The 14262-nt window shown below is 60.2% G+C and carries 12 protein-coding genes and 3 tRNA genes; 11 read left to right on the forward strand and 4 right to left on the reverse strand.

Annotated elements, in window-relative coordinates:
* Positions 1-94: 94 nt before the first annotated feature.
* The 3 genes from NA8A_RS18120 to NA8A_RS18130 all read right to left on the reverse strand — a co-directional run bounded on the left by NA8A_RS18120 (position 95) and on the right by NA8A_RS18130 (position 2679).
* The gene (locus NA8A_RS18120; protein WP_009451823.1) at positions 95-1561 is read right to left on the reverse strand and encodes a DEAD/DEAH box helicase; all 1467 of its coding nucleotides are present in this window, start codon (positions 1559-1561) and stop codon (positions 95-97) included.
* Positions 1562-1686: 125 nt separating this feature from the next.
* A complete protein-coding gene (locus NA8A_RS18125; protein ID WP_009451824.1) occupies positions 1687-2460 on the reverse strand; it encodes an NAD kinase in 774 nt (257 codons plus the stop codon).
* 143 nt (positions 2461-2603) lie between these two features.
* A tRNA-Thr gene (locus NA8A_RS18130) sits at positions 2604-2679 on the reverse strand.
* 103 nt (positions 2680-2782) lie between these two features.
* On the opposite strand from NA8A_RS18130, the gene NA8A_RS25150 reads away from it, so the two are divergent.
* The 9 genes from NA8A_RS25150 (at position 2783) to NA8A_RS18170 (ending at position 12828) form a co-directional block, all read left to right on the forward strand.
* The gene (locus NA8A_RS25150; protein WP_157174151.1) at positions 2783-2959 is read left to right on the forward strand and encodes a hypothetical protein; all 177 of its coding nucleotides are present in this window, start codon (positions 2783-2785) and stop codon (positions 2957-2959) included.
* 57 nt (positions 2960-3016) lie between these two features.
* The gene (locus NA8A_RS18135; RefSeq protein ID WP_009451825.1) at positions 3017-3715 is read left to right on the forward strand and encodes a gluconate 2-dehydrogenase subunit 3 family protein; all 699 of its coding nucleotides are present in this window, start codon (positions 3017-3019) and stop codon (positions 3713-3715) included.
* Positions 3716-3717: 2 nt separating this feature from the next.
* Positions 3718-5484 (forward strand): GMC family oxidoreductase, encoded by a 1767-nt coding sequence (locus tag NA8A_RS18140; RefSeq protein WP_009451826.1) that lies wholly within the window; start codon positions 3718-3720, stop codon positions 5482-5484.
* A gap of 12 nt (positions 5485-5496) precedes the next feature.
* Complete coding sequence (locus tag NA8A_RS18145) at positions 5497-6813, forward strand: cytochrome c (protein WP_009451827.1); 1317 nt, start codon at positions 5497-5499, stop codon at positions 6811-6813.
* A 316-nt stretch (positions 6814-7129) separates the two neighbouring features.
* Complete coding sequence (locus NA8A_RS18150; RefSeq protein WP_338086166.1) at positions 7130-7990, forward strand: outer membrane protein; 861 nt, start codon at positions 7130-7132, stop codon at positions 7988-7990.
* Between the two features lie 330 nt (positions 7991-8320).
* Positions 8321-8815: a Csu type fimbrial protein gene (locus NA8A_RS18155; RefSeq protein ID WP_040673023.1), complete on the forward strand. Its 495-nt coding sequence runs from the start codon at positions 8321-8323 to the stop codon at positions 8813-8815.
* Between the two features lie 17 nt (positions 8816-8832).
* Positions 8833-9558: a fimbrial biogenesis chaperone gene (locus NA8A_RS18160; protein ID WP_009451830.1), complete on the forward strand. Its 726-nt coding sequence runs from the start codon at positions 8833-8835 to the stop codon at positions 9556-9558.
* Positions 9515-11878: a fimbria/pilus outer membrane usher protein gene (locus NA8A_RS18165; RefSeq protein ID WP_074896858.1), complete on the forward strand. Its 2364-nt coding sequence runs from the start codon at positions 9515-9517 to the stop codon at positions 11876-11878. The genes NA8A_RS18160 and NA8A_RS18165 overlap by 44 nt, the downstream gene beginning before the upstream one ends.
* A gap of 50 nt (positions 11879-11928) precedes the next feature.
* Positions 11929-12828, forward strand: a complete 900-nt coding sequence (locus NA8A_RS18170) for a Csu type fimbrial protein (protein ID WP_425287024.1) — start codon at positions 11929-11931, stop codon at positions 12826-12828.
* Here NA8A_RS18170 and NA8A_RS18175 read toward each other — a convergent pair.
* Positions 12822-13697, reverse strand: coding sequence for a TrmH family RNA methyltransferase (locus NA8A_RS18175; protein ID WP_040673028.1), 876 nt, complete (start codon positions 13695-13697; stop codon positions 12822-12824). The genes NA8A_RS18170 and NA8A_RS18175 overlap by 7 nt on opposite strands.
* Before the next feature lie 190 nt (positions 13698-13887).
* Between NA8A_RS18175 and NA8A_RS18180 the strand changes: the two genes are divergently transcribed.
* Positions 13888-13972: transfer RNA gene (locus NA8A_RS18180), tRNA-Tyr, on the forward strand.
* Between the two features lie 29 nt (positions 13973-14001).
* Positions 14002-14075: transfer RNA gene (locus NA8A_RS18185), tRNA-Gly, on the forward strand.
* Positions 14076-14262: the final 187 nt, after the last annotated feature.

Below are 14262 nucleotides of genomic sequence, written 5' to 3' on the forward strand. Positions count from 1 at the left end.
ATCATAAGTTTGAGCAATGTTCCCTGCTCCAAAACCGGAAAAGCCGCCGTGGGGTCTCCACGGCGGCTTTTCTTATGGAACCTGCAAAGGGTATTCAGCCCTTGATGCCGATCTTCATGAAGGCGGGAACATCGTCGCCGAAGCCGATGATCGAATTGTCTTCCTCGCGCTCGCGGCGATGGTCCTGCTTGCGGGGCCTGCGTTCGCCCTGAGCCGATGCATCGTCATGGCGCGCCTTGCGCTCGGTGTTTTCGGCCTTGATCGCCTCTTTCCGGCCTTTTCTGGCGTCGGATCCCTGGCCCTTGTCTTCGCCGGCGTCGGAAGCCTCCTTCTTCGGGCCGCGCCTTCCGGTCCGGCCGCGCGGCTTCTCCTCCGCATCGTCTTCATGGGTGAGCGTGGAGAGATCGCCGTCGAGCCACTCCGGCTCCTGGCCGATCAGCTTGCCGATGGCGTCGACATATTTCCTGTCGGCCTTCGTCACCAGCGTGAAAGCCTCGCCCGAGCGGCCGGCACGGCCTGTTCTGCCGATCCGGTGCACATAGTCTTCCGAATGAATCGGCACGTCGAAATTGAAGACATGGCTGACATCGGGAATATCGAGGCCGCGCGCAGCAACGTCCGAGGCAACGAGCAGCTTCAGTTTTCCTTTGCGGAAATTCTCCAGCATCGCCATGCGGGCGCGCTGATCCATATCGCCATGCAGTGCGCCGGCATCGTATTCATGCCGCACCAGCGAGCGGAAGAGGGTAGCCACTTCGCTTTTGCGATTGCAGAAGATGATGGCGTTCTTCAGCGTGTCGCCTTCCGCATCGATCAGTTCGCGCAGCCGTGCGCGCTTCGCCCAGGGTTTGGACCCGCATTTCACGAAACGTTGCGTGATGCTCGTATTGGTCGTGGCCGGACGTGCCACCTCGACGCGAACCGGCGCCTGCAGGAACTGCTCGGTCAGCTTGGTGATCTCGGGTGGCATGGTTGCCGAGAAGAACAGCGTCTGCCGTGTGAAGGGGATCAGCTTGCAGATGCGCTCGATATCGGGAATGAAGCCCATGTCGAGCATACGGTCGGCCTCGTCGATAACGAAGATGTCGACGCCGGTCAGAAGCAGCTTGCCGCGCTCGAAGTGGTCGAGCAGGCGGCCGGGCGTGGCGATCAGGACGTCGGCACCGCGTTCGAGCTTGCGTTCCTGTTCGTCAAAGGAGACCCCGCCGATAAGAAGCGCAATGTTGAGCCGGTGGTTCTTGCCGTATTTGACGAAATTCTCTTCAACCTGAGCGGCCAGCTCGCGCGTCGGCTCCAGAATCAGCGTTCGCGGCATGCGCGCGCGGGCCCGCCCACGCTCGAGGCGCGTGAGCATGGGCAGCACGAAGGAAGCGGTCTTTCCCGTTCCTGTCTGGGCTATGCCCAGAACATCCTTGCCGGCGATGGCATGTGGAATGGCGCCTGCCTGGATCGGCGTCGGCTGCGTGTAGCCCGCGTCCACGACTGCGGACAGAACCTTGGCCGAAAGGCCCAGATCGGAAAATGTCAACGCTTCCTGAGCGGTCTCTTGTTCTGCTGGCACTTTTTGGCTGTCTTTTCTGTAGCGGCAAAGCCGCAATTGTCGGGATTTTTTCCCGAATCCACGGTGGGCCTACGGCTTGCAGCGCGCAATGTCAACAGAACAGTTGCCCTTAAGGCAGTTGCCGTTCAATAACGGAACTGCTCGGAAAGAATACGTTCGTTCCATGAGTGGCTCTCGTCGAACAGCACCGTCACGGTCTTGTCGACTGATTCCCGCACGGTCACGGAGATCACCGACTTGATCTCCGTGTGATCTGCAACCGCATTAACGGGGCGCTTTTCCGGCTCCAGAATGTCGAAGCGGACCGTGGCCTTGTCTGGCAGGAGAGCCCCGCGCCAGCGACGTGGGCGAAATGGGCTGACCGGCGTCAGGGCAAGCAGCGGCGCGTCGAGCGGCAGGATCGGCCCGTGCGCCGAGAGATTGTAGGCGGTGGAGCCGGCGGGCGTCGCAACCATCACGCCATCGCAGATCAACTCCTCCAGCCGCACCTTGTCGTCCACCGAAATGCGAATCTTTGCCGCCTGATAGGATTGGCGCAAAAGGGACACTTCATTGATGGCGAGGGCTTCCGATTCTTTTCCCTCCGCGTCCAGCGCCAGCATCTGCAAGGGGCGCACGGTCTCGGGAATGGCTGCCTCGATGCGCTCGCGCAGGCCCTCGTCGCGATATTCGTTCATGAGGAAACCGACGGTGCCGCGGTTCATTCCGTAGATGCGTTTTCCAGAGCCCATGGTCTCGCGCAGCGTCTGCAGCATGAAGCCATCGCCTCCGAGTGCCACGACGACGTCGGCATCCTCGGGTCGTTCCTGCCCATAGAGCGCGGAGAGATGCGCGGCTGCCTCGCGGGCATCCTCGGTGTCTGCGGAAACGAAGGAGAGGGCCAACGGGGTATTGGTCATGTCGCGGTCTTGGGCCCCTTGAGATGCGTGGTTTCAACCGGTTAGCACGAGGCCGCGCCGCTGCAAAGGGTGCGTGGCCGCATTGCATGCAAAGCGCCAGGCGGGTGGCTGGTACAAAAGAGAGCGCTGCGATGTCTGTGAGGTGGTGCCCCCGGCAGGATTCGAACCCGCGACCCCCTGATTACAAATCAGGTGCTCTACCAACTGAGCTACAAGGGCATTGGCGCTCCGTTAGCACAAACTGCGGCGGAGTGAAATGAAAACTGCCGCGACATCCTCAGTTCGTGAAATGGAAGCCATATCTTGCCGGAAGGAGGAGCGAATGCACCGCCTGGTACGTCTGGAGCGTTCGTTCTGTCGCTTCTGGGCCAATGGCACGCAACATCATCGATTTCGCAAGAAAATCTCTCCCACTGCTTGGGAAGCCGATGTTGTGGCGAGTGGTTGTGAAGGCATTGTACTTGCAAATATGAGCGCGCTGTTATTGTCTTGTCTTTGAAAGCCGCCAGCATGCGGTTTTCGGCATTCTCAATTTGCCAGCCAAAGAGAGCCAGCAATGAGCACGAGAGATCATTCCACGACGCGGCGCGGCTTCCTTCAGTCGGCCGCGGCGGGTGTTGCCGTTTCGGCAATGACACATCCCGCCATGGCACAGAAACAACCCCCTGTTGCCCTTGAAGAATATTCCCCGACCTATTTCACCGCCGAGGAATGGACATTTATTCTTGCCGCCACCGCGCGCCTCATTCCTTCCGAAGGCGATGGGCCCGGTGCGACCGAGACGCGAGTGCCCGTTTTCATCGATCTTCAACTGGCAGGCGATTTCGGAAACGCAGCCGACTGGTACATGGAAGGTCCCCATGTGCCCGATGCGCCCGCGCAATTCGGCTACCAGTCTCCGCTCACGCCGGCCGAGGTCTATCGCGCAGGCATTGCCGAATTCGACGAATGGTGCCGTCAGAACCATAACGCACCCTTCGCCGAACTTGACGCTGCCACGCAGGACGCAGCTCTTACGGCACTCCAGAAGGGCGATATCAAGCTTGCCTCGACACAGGGAGCAAGTTTCTTCGGTCTGCTCTTGCAGAACACCAAAGAAGGCTATTTCGCCGATCCGCTTTATGGCGGCAATCACGGCATGGCCGCCTGGGTGCATATCGGCTTTCCGGGCGCGCGTGCCAGCTATCTGGAATGGGTCGGCATCGACAAGCCATATCCGCTCGGGCCCGTCAGTATCTCTGGCGAGAGGGCTTGAACATGGCGACCAACGCACCGAAGAAGGACGTGGTGATCGTCGGTCTTGGCTGGACCGGATCGATCCTGGCGATGGAACTGTGCGAAGAGGGGCTTGAGGTCCTTGCGCTCGAACGCGGCGATGACCGCGACACGGTTCCCGATTTCAAATATCCGGAAGTGGCGGATGAACTGAAATACGGCGTGCGCTACGGTTTCATGCAGAAGCCGCGCAACTCGACGCTGACGGTCCGTCGCACCCTTGAAGAAACCGCGCTTCCCTATCGCATGCTGGGTTCATTCCTGCCGGGCGATGGCGTCGGCGGCGCCGGCATCCATTGGAACGGCCACAATTGGCGCCCGATGGTGGAGGAGTTGCGCCTGCGCTCCTATGTCGAGGAGAGCTTCGGCGCCGACATCATCCCCGAGGATATGACAATCCAGGATTGGGGCGTCGATTACGACGAGCTAGAACCCTATTTCGACCGGTTCGAAAAGGTCGCCGGCATTGCGGGCCAGGCGGGCAACATCAATGGCAAGATCGTCGAGGGCGGCAATCCTTTCGAAGCACCTCGGTCCGGCGATTTTCCAATGCCGCCGCTTCCCCAGACGGTCGATGCGATGATGTTCGCCGACGCCGCGCGCAAGATGGGGTATCACCCGTTTCCGCGCCCGGCCGCCAATGCCTCGCAGGCCTATACGAACCCCTATGGGATGCAGCTCGGCCCCTGCAATTTCTGCGGTTTCTGCGAACGTTTCGGCTGTCTGAACTATTCGAAATCCTCGCCGCAGACCTGTGTTCTGGCTGCTTTGAAGCGCAAATCCAACTTTTCCTACAAGGTGAATTCCGAGGTCCTGAAGGTGGAGCTCGCCCCGGACGGCAAGACGGCAACCGGCGTGACTTATGTCACGGCGGAGGGGGAAGAGGTCTTCCAGCCCGCCGACCTCGTGATCCTGGCCGCCTACCAGCTGCACAATGTGCATCTGATGCTGCTTTCAGGCATCGGGCAGCCCTACGATCCCGCTACGGGCGAGGGCGTGACGGGCAAGAACTATGCCTATCAGATGAATGGCGGCACCTCGCTCTTCTTCAAGGACATCGAGTTCAATCCTTTTGTCGGCGCCGGGTCGAACGGCATGGTCATCGATGATTTCGCCATCAACCAGATCGATTTCGGCAAGGAAGGCTTCATCGGCGGCAGCTACATCAGCTCCGGCACGACCAACGGTCAGCCGATCCGCTCCATGCGGCTTCCGCCCGGCACGCCGTCCTGGGGCACTGCGTGGAAACAGGCGACGAAGGAATGGTACGGGCATTCCATGTCCATCGGATCGCATGGCTCGAACATGGCCTATCGCGACACCTATCTGGACCTCGATCCTACCTACAAGGATCGCCATGGCCGCCCGTTGATGCGCATGACGTTCAACTGGAAGCCGAACGATATCCGCATGACCCAGTTCATGAAAACGAAGATCGAGCCGATCGCCGAGAGCATGAGCCCCGATATCATGCAGTCGAGTTACAAGTCGGAAGGGGCCATGTATGACGTGCGGCCTTATCAGACGACGCACAATGTCGGCGGCGCGATCATGGGCACCGACCCGAAGACATCGGCACTCAATCGCTATCTCCAGAGCTGGGACGTGCACAATGTGTTCGTGATGGGCGCCACCGCATTCCCGCAAAACCTGCAATACAATCCCACCGGCATGGTTGGTGGCCTTGCCTATTGGTCGGCGAATGCAATCCGAAAGGACTATCTGCCCAACCCGCGACCGCTGGTCTGAGGAGGCACCGCGATGAAAACCTTACTCAAGATCATCGGACTGCTGGTTCTTCTGGGCCTTGTCGCGGTGGCGGCCATTGCCTTCGTGCCGATCCGCGCAACGCCTCCGCAGGGGCAGGTGGCGGCAGATTTCAAGCCAGCCGAGGGGCAGGGGGAATACGCAATGCGGCTCGCCGACTGCGCGGCTTGCCACACGGCCGAAGGCGGCAAGCCCTTTGCCGGCGGTCGCCCCATTGAAAGCCCGTTCGGCACGATCTGGTCGACCAACATCACGCCGGATCCCGAAACCGGCATTGGCGGCTACACGCTCGATGAGTTCCGCCATGTGCTTTACGACGGTGTGCGTCGCGATGGCGCGCATCTTTATCCTGCCATGCCCTATGAGAACTATCGCATGGCTTCCGAGGAAGATGTCCGGGCACTCTACGACTACTTCATGAACGGTGTGGAACCGGTGAAGAGCGAGGTCAAGAAGACCGCGCTCGACTTTCCGTTCAACCAGCGTTGGGGCATTCGCGTGTGGGATTGGGTGGGGCTAGCCTCTCCCGGCTTCAAGCCGCGCTATAACAATCCGGTCCTCAACCGGGGTGCCTATATCGTTGAAACGCTCGGCCATTGCGGCGCCTGTCACAGTCCGCGCACGCCGATCTTCGCTCAGGACGGCACCGATGGCACAAGTGATGGCTTCCTGCGCGGTGGAGAGATCGCCGGATGGTCTGCTCCGGATTTGCGTGGGGCAAAATCCGCTCCTCAGCTCTGGAGCGCATCTCAGCTCAAGGCCTACCTCGCCTCCGGTCGCAACAATCATTCCGCGGTCACGGGCGAGATGTCGCTGGTTGTGCAGGATTCTCTCCAATATCTGACGAATGAGGATCTTGATGCCGTGGTTGCCTATCTGCGCCACATCGGCGATGGCGATGGCGGCAAGGAAGAACTGCCGGCCTCCGGAGAAAAGCCTGCCCCCGATGCGACGACGGCGCTTCTGAACTCCGCCGATCCGTCGATGGATCTGGGGCCGCGCCTTTATCTGGACAATTGCGGTGCCTGCCATTTCACGAATGGCAAGGGTGCCGATGGCGTGTTCCCGGAACTCGACGGCAATTCGCTCGTAACGGCGGATCAGGTGACGGGTCTTCTGCACGTCATTCTGAATGGTTCGCGTCTGCCTTCGACCCGTGAACGTCCGGCCGATCTCGCCATGCCCGGTTTTGGCAAGCGCCTCTCCGATGAGGAAGTGGCAGCCCTTGCGACTTTCCTGCGTGGGGCCTGGTCAAACAAGGCGGGCCCGGTCGACACCGCAACCGTCGCGGCGAATCGGAGCGGCAGTTAGTCGCTGCCGGCTGCTTTCTCGCCTCGCAAAGGACTGGGCGGGGAAGAAATATTCCATGATGGCATCCAAAGCCGCTGAAGCTTTCCTTCAGCGGCTTTTTTATGAAAATTGATGTAAAACAATATGTTCCTGGCTTTTCCGGATTCGCTTTCTAGGTAAGCCAGTTTGTGCATGAGGCACAGCTTGCGACTGGCGCATGTCCAGGGACATCTTCCTGTCGAAAGCCTGCTTGCGGGTGCTTCACGCAGCGAATGGAAGATGCTTCATTCGAAACGGAAAAGCGCATTCGTTCGCTTTCATGGCTCAGGAGATTGAAATGCATTGTCGGGTGGGATTGCAAAGCCGGTTTGGCGACAGCGGCTGGCAACGGACAAAGGCAGGTCTCAGGCGGGGGGCGCTTGGTGTCTCGCTGCTTTCCCTAAGTGTGGGCAGCGCCCTGTCCGCGGATATGGGGGAAGACGGAACGACGCCTGTCCCGCTCGAACCCGATTGGGTGCTGCAGGTGACGCCCTATATGTGGGCGGCTGGAATGAAGGGAAATATCTCACCATTTCGCCGTGCCCCGACCATCGAGGTTGAAAAATCATTTTCCGACGTGATGGACGACCTTAATTTCGGTGGCTTCATCAATGTATGGGCGCGGCGCGATCGCTTCGTGTTCTCTGCCGATGCCATGTATGTGAACTTGACCGAAAGCCATGTAATCGGCGCCTTGCCGGTTATTGGCCCGGTTCCGCCGATTGGGGCGGATGTCGATACGGCGCAATTCTCTGCAACGCTTCAGGCCGGATACCGGGTCTATGAAGCCCCTGACTTCACCTTCGATGTTCTGGGCGGCGTCCGGCTCTGGTACCTGTGGAACGACGTTAATGTTACGTTTGCCGGCCAGTCGCGATCCGTCAGCAGCGAATTCGGCTGGGTCGATCCGATTGTCGGTGCGCGAGCATTCTATCGTGTGAACGAGAAGGTTTCACTCATGGCGCAGGCCGATATCGGCGGCTTCGGTGCCGGTTCGGATTTCACCTGGCAGGCGATGGCGACCGTCAATTATTCCTTCAACGACAAGCTGTCGATTTCGGCTGGCTACAAGGCGCTTTCCGTCGATTACGATTCCGACGGTCATGTGTTCGATACGACGCTTGCCGGGCCGGTTCTGGGGTTCACCTACCGCTTCTAGGGTATTTTATGTCCAGATGCATTCATCTGGCACCCGCATGAATATGGGGTGGCTGAGAGAGCATGGCCCCCGCGCGTTTGCATGAATGCACGAGGCTGGGAGCCTTGTTTTCTCGCTGCCGTAAGAGAGTGTTCCCTGCCTTCATTCTTTGTGAGCGGAAGGAGAGGTTCTGCCGGTGTGGTTACATCGTGAGTTTGATATGCATGATTATGATTATTCATTATGTATTTATTTTTATTTGAGAAATTAAATTAGGAGAATAAAAGTCATAAATAATTGATTCCCTCTTGGATGGTCCCAATCATGGTGCGCGACATCATTTCGACCAGCATGCGTTTTTCCGCCGGGCACCTTGCCGCCATTTCGTTTCTTCTTGCCTCGGATATCTCCGCGACGGCCGCCACTGCGACCGGTTCGCTCAATGTCACGATCACCATTCAGGCTGAATGCACTGTGGTTTCTGCCAGCGACCTCGATTTCGGGACTCATGGTGTGATCGACGCAAATCTGGACCAGACCACATCGATCAGCATTCAATGCACCAGCGGCACGCCCTATGCGGTGGGCCTTGATGCGGGCACCGGGTCCGGTGCGACCCTTGCCGCCCGTCTCATGACCGGTCCTGCTTCGGCAACGGTTCAATATAGTCTTTATCGCGACGCAGGCCGCAGTCAGGTCTGGGGCGATACACCGGGTGTCGATACGGCGGATGGTACCGCAAACGGAAGCGCGGAGACGCTCACCGTCTATGGCCGCGTACCCGCACAGGCGACACCGGGAGCCGGGACCTACAGCGACACGGTGGCCATCACCATCACCTATTGAGTGCGGAGAAGGCGCGGATGCGGTTGAAAGAATTGCATATTTGTCTTCTGGCAGCATTTCTGGTGCTGTTTGTCGCCGCCGGTTCCGGGGCCGCAACATTGCGTGTCGCGCCGACGGTGCTTGATCTCGTCGCGCCCGACAGCGCGTCGGTTCTGCAGTTGCGCAACGAGGCGTCACGCCCCCTGCATGTGCAGATACGTGTCTTTCGGTGGCGGCAGGGACGCAACGGAGAAACGCTTGTTCCGACGGAAGCTGTGGTGGCAAGCCCGCCCGCCACGCGTCTCGAGCCTGGAATGAACTACATAATACGTGTGGTGCGAACGCTCAAAGTGCCGGTGCGCGGCGAGGAGAGTTATCGCGTTATCGTGGACGAGCTGCCTGATCCCGCGCGGCGGCGGGCAGGCACAGTCAATCTAGTGGTGCGTCATTCCATTCCGGTTTTCTTCAGGGCACCCGATGCAGCGCCTGCGAGCGTTTCATGGTCTTTGGCGCGTGCTGACGGACAGCTGCACCTTGTTGCAAGGAACGTGGGGGGATCGCGGCTGCGTTTGTCCGATGCGCTCCTCACCGATCGGGGACGCCCAGTAGCGCATGCAAAGGGCTTGCTTGGATATGTTTTGCCGGGGGCGGTCATGCGCTGGCCTCTCGTTCCCTTGTCGAAGGCGGGCAAGGGCCCTTATCGTCTGAACGTTCAGAGCCATGTCGGTCCTGTTGAAGCGGCTGTCTCGGTCGAGCCTCGCTAGCCCGGCCCTTTTGGCCGCCTATGCTGCCCTCGCGCCATCGTTTGCGGGGGAGCTTCATCTGGAGGTCTTCCTCAACGGCGCGCCGACACGGCTGATCGGGCAATTCCATCAACTGCCCGATGGCGCGCTCGCCGCGCGGCCCGACGAACTGCGCGAATTGGGCCTGAACATCGCGCACGGCGGCATGGATGGGCAAGACATGCTGCGGCTGGATGCTCTGCCGGGTGTCGTTGTGGCGTTCGATGGTCAGGCTCAGACGCTGCATATCGAAGCGGAGGTTTTTGCCCGCAAGGCGCAGCTCATCGACCTCGCGCCACAGCCCGCGGGGAGCGTAAAGCCTGCTTCGGCCTCTGGAGCTTTGTTGAACTACACGCTTCTGGCAGGCACTCATTCACTGGTCAGCGATGGCGCGCGCCTTCTCAAGGGGGCGTCAGGAAGTTTCGAGGCACGCCTTTTCGGTCGCTATGGCGTGGTAAGCCACAGTTTCATCGCGGGTGCGCTGGAAGGCGATCTGCGAGGGATGCGCCGGCTTGCAACGCGTTGGAGCTATTCGGACCCGCAGCGCATGCTTGCCTACACGGCAGGAGACCTTGTCACCGGCGGCCTGGCCTGGACACGGCCCATGCATCTCGGCGGCTTCCAGATACGCCGCAATTTCGCCGTTCGGCCCGATCTCGTGACGCTGCCTTTGCCATCCTATTCAGGGACTGCGGCAGTCCCTTCAACGGTCGAGGTCTATGCGCAAAACACGCGCACTTTTTCCGGCCATGTGGGCGAGGGCCCGTTTCGCCTCGTCAACCTGCCGGCGGTGGCGGGTGCGGGATCGGCGCGCATCGTCTTGCGCGATGCCTCGGGTCGCGAAACGGAGGAGACGCTGCCGTTCTTCGCTTCGAGCCGGCTCCTGAGGAAAGGACTTCTGGATTTTTCGATGGAAGCAGGTTTTGCCCGCAGGGGCTTCGGGACCGGAACCGATGAATACGACCGTCGCCTCGTTGGCTTTGTCAGCGCCCGATATGGCCTGAGTGACAGGCTAACGGTGGAGGCGCATGCGGAGGGCGGCGGCGGCCTTATGAACGGCGGCCTCGGATTTGCTTTTCCATTTGCAGGAATGGGTCTTGCTTCCCTGTCCGCCTCGGCAAGCACCGGCCCTGACGGTACGGGATATCAGGCAAGTGCAGGCCTTGAACTCGCGATTGCCGGCTGGACATTGCGTGGCTACACGCAACGCGCCTTCGGGCCCTATGAAGACCTGGCCGCGCTGACGGCGCTGCGCACAGGACATGACCCGCACAGACATTTCAGCGCTGGCGTGCCCCGCGCGCTCGATCAGCTTGCTGCAAGCATTCCTCTTCCCGTTTCCGGATCGGCAATGAGCCTCTCCTTCACGCATCTGAAGGATGCACGCCACGAAACGAACCGCATTCTGGGCCTCACCTACACACAGCGCCTGTCGCGCCGCGGCAATTTCTTTGCGTCGGGTTTCCTGAATATGGGACAGAAAAGCCGCTTCGGGCTTTTCGCGGGGATTTCCTTCAGTCTGGACGGGGGCGTCACGGCTTCAAGTGGTTTCGAACAGGGGCGCGATGGCGGCCGCCTCGTCTCGCGCCTGTCACGGCAGGAGGCTGCGGACACGCATGGTTTCGGCTGGCAATTGGTTTCGGCTGAAGGGCGCCGGCCCGAGCGTTCCGCCACATTGACCCATCGCGGCCGATATGGGCGTGGCGAAGCGACATTGCGTGAGCACGGCGGAGATTTCGGCTTGTCGGGGCAGTTCGAAGGCGCTGTTGCTATTGCCGGTGGCGGCGTCTTTGTCACGCGCCGCCTGGAGGATGCGTTTGCCGTTGTCGATGCAGGCATGCCCGGCATACCGATCCATCATCAGAACAGGCTGGTGGGGTACACGAATGCACAAGGGCGGCTTCTGCTGCCAGACCTTGTCGCCTTCGAGGACAACACGATCTCCATCGACCCCAGCGGCCTGCCCATCGATGTGGATCTTCAGGAAACGAGCAAACTGGTGGCGCCTGCGGAACGTTCCGGTGTTGTTGTTTCATTCGGCGCATCGGAACGTCCACGCGCCGCGCTGGTCGGCTTTGTCGATGCGCAAGGCCTGCCGCTGCCGGTGAGCGCAGTGGGGCATTTGCAGGCCACCAAAGCTGAATTCGTGGTGGGTTACGACGGCATGGCTTATCTTGTCGGGCTTGCGAGCGAGAACACCACTGAAATCACACTGCCGGGCGGTGCCGTCTGTGAGGCGCATTTTGCGTATCGGGAACGGCCCGGAACACAGCCCCGCCTGGAGAATGTGCCATGCTTGTAAAGCCGTTGTTTGCCGCTCTCTTCGGTGCAGGCCTTCCCTTGTTTTCCTGGATGTTTCCCGCATGCGCGCAAAGCTGCTCCTTTTCCGTGGCCAATGTCACCTTCGGCACGGTCGATACCTTGTCGGGCGGGCAGGTGAACACCACCGCAACACTGTCTGCTAACTGCACCGGGCTTTCGCTGACCCGAATCCTGATCTGCCCGAATATCGGTACAGGCTCCGGTGGAGCGAATGCTTCGTTTCGCCAGCTTTCCTCAGGCGCCGGCTCGCTCGACTATCAGCTCTATTCCGATGCGGCGCGCACAACGATCTGGGGATCCTATTTCTGGGCCTATTCCGCGCGCCCGCCCGATCTTGCACTGACGCTCGGAGCGCTCGGAACCGGATCGCAGAATTACACCATTTATGCAGCCTTGCCGGCAGGACAGTCCTCGGCTTCGGCAGGCACCTATCTGTCGGCCTTTTCTGGTGGCGATTCCATATTCTACTACCGCTACTCGCTGCTCAGCGACTGTTCGAACCAATCGGGTACCCAGGCGCAACCGGCATTTCAGGCAAGCGCCATGGTCGCGGCCAACTGTCTCGTCTCGACCCAGGATGTGAATTTTGGTGCACATGGCGTTCTGACGGCCAATGTGGATGCGGCAGGGACAGTGTTCGTCACCTGCACGCCGGGCAGTGCCTTTTCCGTGGGATTGGGGCCCGGGGCGGCTGGTGGCGGGCCGACCGCACGGGAAATGCGCAAAGGCAGCGAGAAGGTGGTTTACGGCCTTTACCAGGACGCGGCCCGAAGCCTGCCCTGGGGAGATGGCAGCGTGCCGGGCGAAGCCGTTTCTGGAACCGGAAACGGTGCTTCGCAAAATCTTGGCGTTTACGGGCGAGTTCCTGCTCAGTCGACGCCTTCGGCAGGAACCTATTCCGATACCGTCGTGGTAACGGTTACCTACTGACCGGCGGTGGCAAGATGTTGCCGAGCGGCATAGAGCGAGACGGCAGCCGCGTTCGAGACATTCAGGGAACGGATCGGTCCGGGCATGTCGAGGCGGGCGAGGGCGGTCACCGTTTCCCGGGTCTTCTGACGCAGGCCCTTGCCCTCCGCGCCCAGAACCAGCGCGATGCGGTCGCCTGAAAAGGTCGTTTCGAGTTGCTCCGAACCATCTGAATCAAGGCCGATGGTCTGGAAACCAGCCGCATTCAGTTCCTCGATTGCCGTTGCGAGGTTGCGCACCGCGATATGGTCGATGTGTTCGAGTGCACCCGAGGCCGATTTGCCGAGCACGCCTGATTCGGCGGGGCTGTGGCGGGCGGTCGTCACCAGCGCATCGACGCCGAAGGCAACGGCAGAGCGCATGATCGCGCCCACATTGTGGGGATCGGTGACCTGGTCGAGGACGAGCACGAGTGCTGCACCTTTCAGGTCGCCCAGCGGGCGTGTGTCGAGCGGTTCCGCTTCGATCAGAACGCCCTGATGCACGGCGTCCGTCCCCGTCAGGCGGTCGATATCGCGTGGTTCCACCATTTCCACAGGAAAGGGAAGGGCGCCTGGATCGGCAAGGTCGAGCCTGGCTGCCGCATTGCGCGTGATGCGCATGGAGCGGATGACGCGGCGGGGATTGTCGAGCGCTTCGCGCACCGTGTGCAGGCCATAAAGACGCACGAGCCCTTCAGGTGCTGGCTCGCCTCCCGCAGCCGATTGCGGTTTCGGGCGGGTGTAAGGCGCTGGAACGCCCTGCTTTTCCTGCGTGCGCTCGCGATGCGCCCGCCTGAGGCGGGCGTAATGGGAGTCTTTCGGAGTGCGGTTGTTTTTATCGTCGCTCATTGCCTCTCTATAGTGCGGCATGGGGAAAAGGGGAACGGGATTTGCTTGTCGAAAAGTTTTTCGTGCCGGAACGATGACAAGCGGTTGACAGTGCATGTCTGTCTGGCCATAAGGCGCATCGTTGAAATCGGCCGGCGGGTTTTGCCGGTTGCGGGTTTCGGCACACATCGCACGGCTCCGGCGGTATTACGGAGGGGTGTCCGAGTGGTTAAAGGAGACGGACTGTAAATCCGTTCGCTATGCGTACGCTGGTTCGAATCCAGCCCCCTCCACCACCGTCCAAGGAGCCATGCGAACCTTATCCGCGGGTATAGCTCAATGGTAGAGCAGCAGCCTTCCAAGCTGAATATGCGGGTTCGATTCCCGCTACCCGCTCCAGATTCCGATGCATTCATGGCGAACGCTTGAAACGGCGCTGATAAGCGGGCAAAACCTTTGCCGGAGCAAGGCTCTGGCGCAAAGGGGCTTGTAATTTTGCGCCTTTGTCGTTAATCGCCCCGCATCAAAAACCAAACACTCCACGCCGCCCAAGGGAAATTGAGATGGCCAAAGGTAAATTTGAGCG

Source organism: Nitratireductor indicus C115 (assembly GCF_000300515.1).
In the GTDB taxonomy this organism is placed as follows: Bacteria; Pseudomonadota; Alphaproteobacteria; order Rhizobiales; family Rhizobiaceae; genus Nitratireductor; species Nitratireductor indicus.

Coding starts and splice junctions, on each gene's coding strand:
- NA8A_RS18155 (WP_040673023.1), top strand. CDS start 8,321: ATGCGTTTTTCCGCCGGGCACCTTGCCGCCATTTCGTTTCTTCTTGCC.
- NA8A_RS18160 (WP_009451830.1), top strand. CDS start 8,833: ATGCGGTTGAAAGAATTGCATATTTGTCTTCTGGCAGCATTTCTGGTG.
- NA8A_RS18125 (WP_009451824.1), bottom strand. CDS start 2,460: ATGACCAATACCCCGTTGGCCCTCTCCTTCGTTTCCGCAGACACCGAG.
- NA8A_RS18145 (WP_009451827.1), top strand. CDS start 5,497: ATGAAAACCTTACTCAAGATCATCGGACTGCTGGTTCTTCTGGGCCTT.
- NA8A_RS18175 (WP_040673028.1), bottom strand. CDS start 13,697: ATGAGCGACGATAAAAACAACCGCACTCCGAAAGACTCCCATTACGCC.
- NA8A_RS18150 (WP_338086166.1), top strand. CDS start 7,130: ATGCATTGTCGGGTGGGATTGCAAAGCCGGTTTGGCGACAGCGGCTGG.
- NA8A_RS25150 (WP_157174151.1), top strand. CDS start 2,783: ATGCACCGCCTGGTACGTCTGGAGCGTTCGTTCTGTCGCTTCTGGGCC.
- NA8A_RS18170 (WP_425287024.1), top strand. CDS start 11,929: ATGTTTCCCGCATGCGCGCAAAGCTGCTCCTTTTCCGTGGCCAATGTC.
- NA8A_RS18165 (WP_074896858.1), top strand. CDS start 9,515: ATGTCGGTCCTGTTGAAGCGGCTGTCTCGGTCGAGCCTCGCTAGCCCG.
- NA8A_RS18140 (WP_009451826.1), top strand. CDS start 3,718: ATGGCGACCAACGCACCGAAGAAGGACGTGGTGATCGTCGGTCTTGGC.
- NA8A_RS18135 (WP_009451825.1), top strand. CDS start 3,017: ATGAGCACGAGAGATCATTCCACGACGCGGCGCGGCTTCCTTCAGTCG.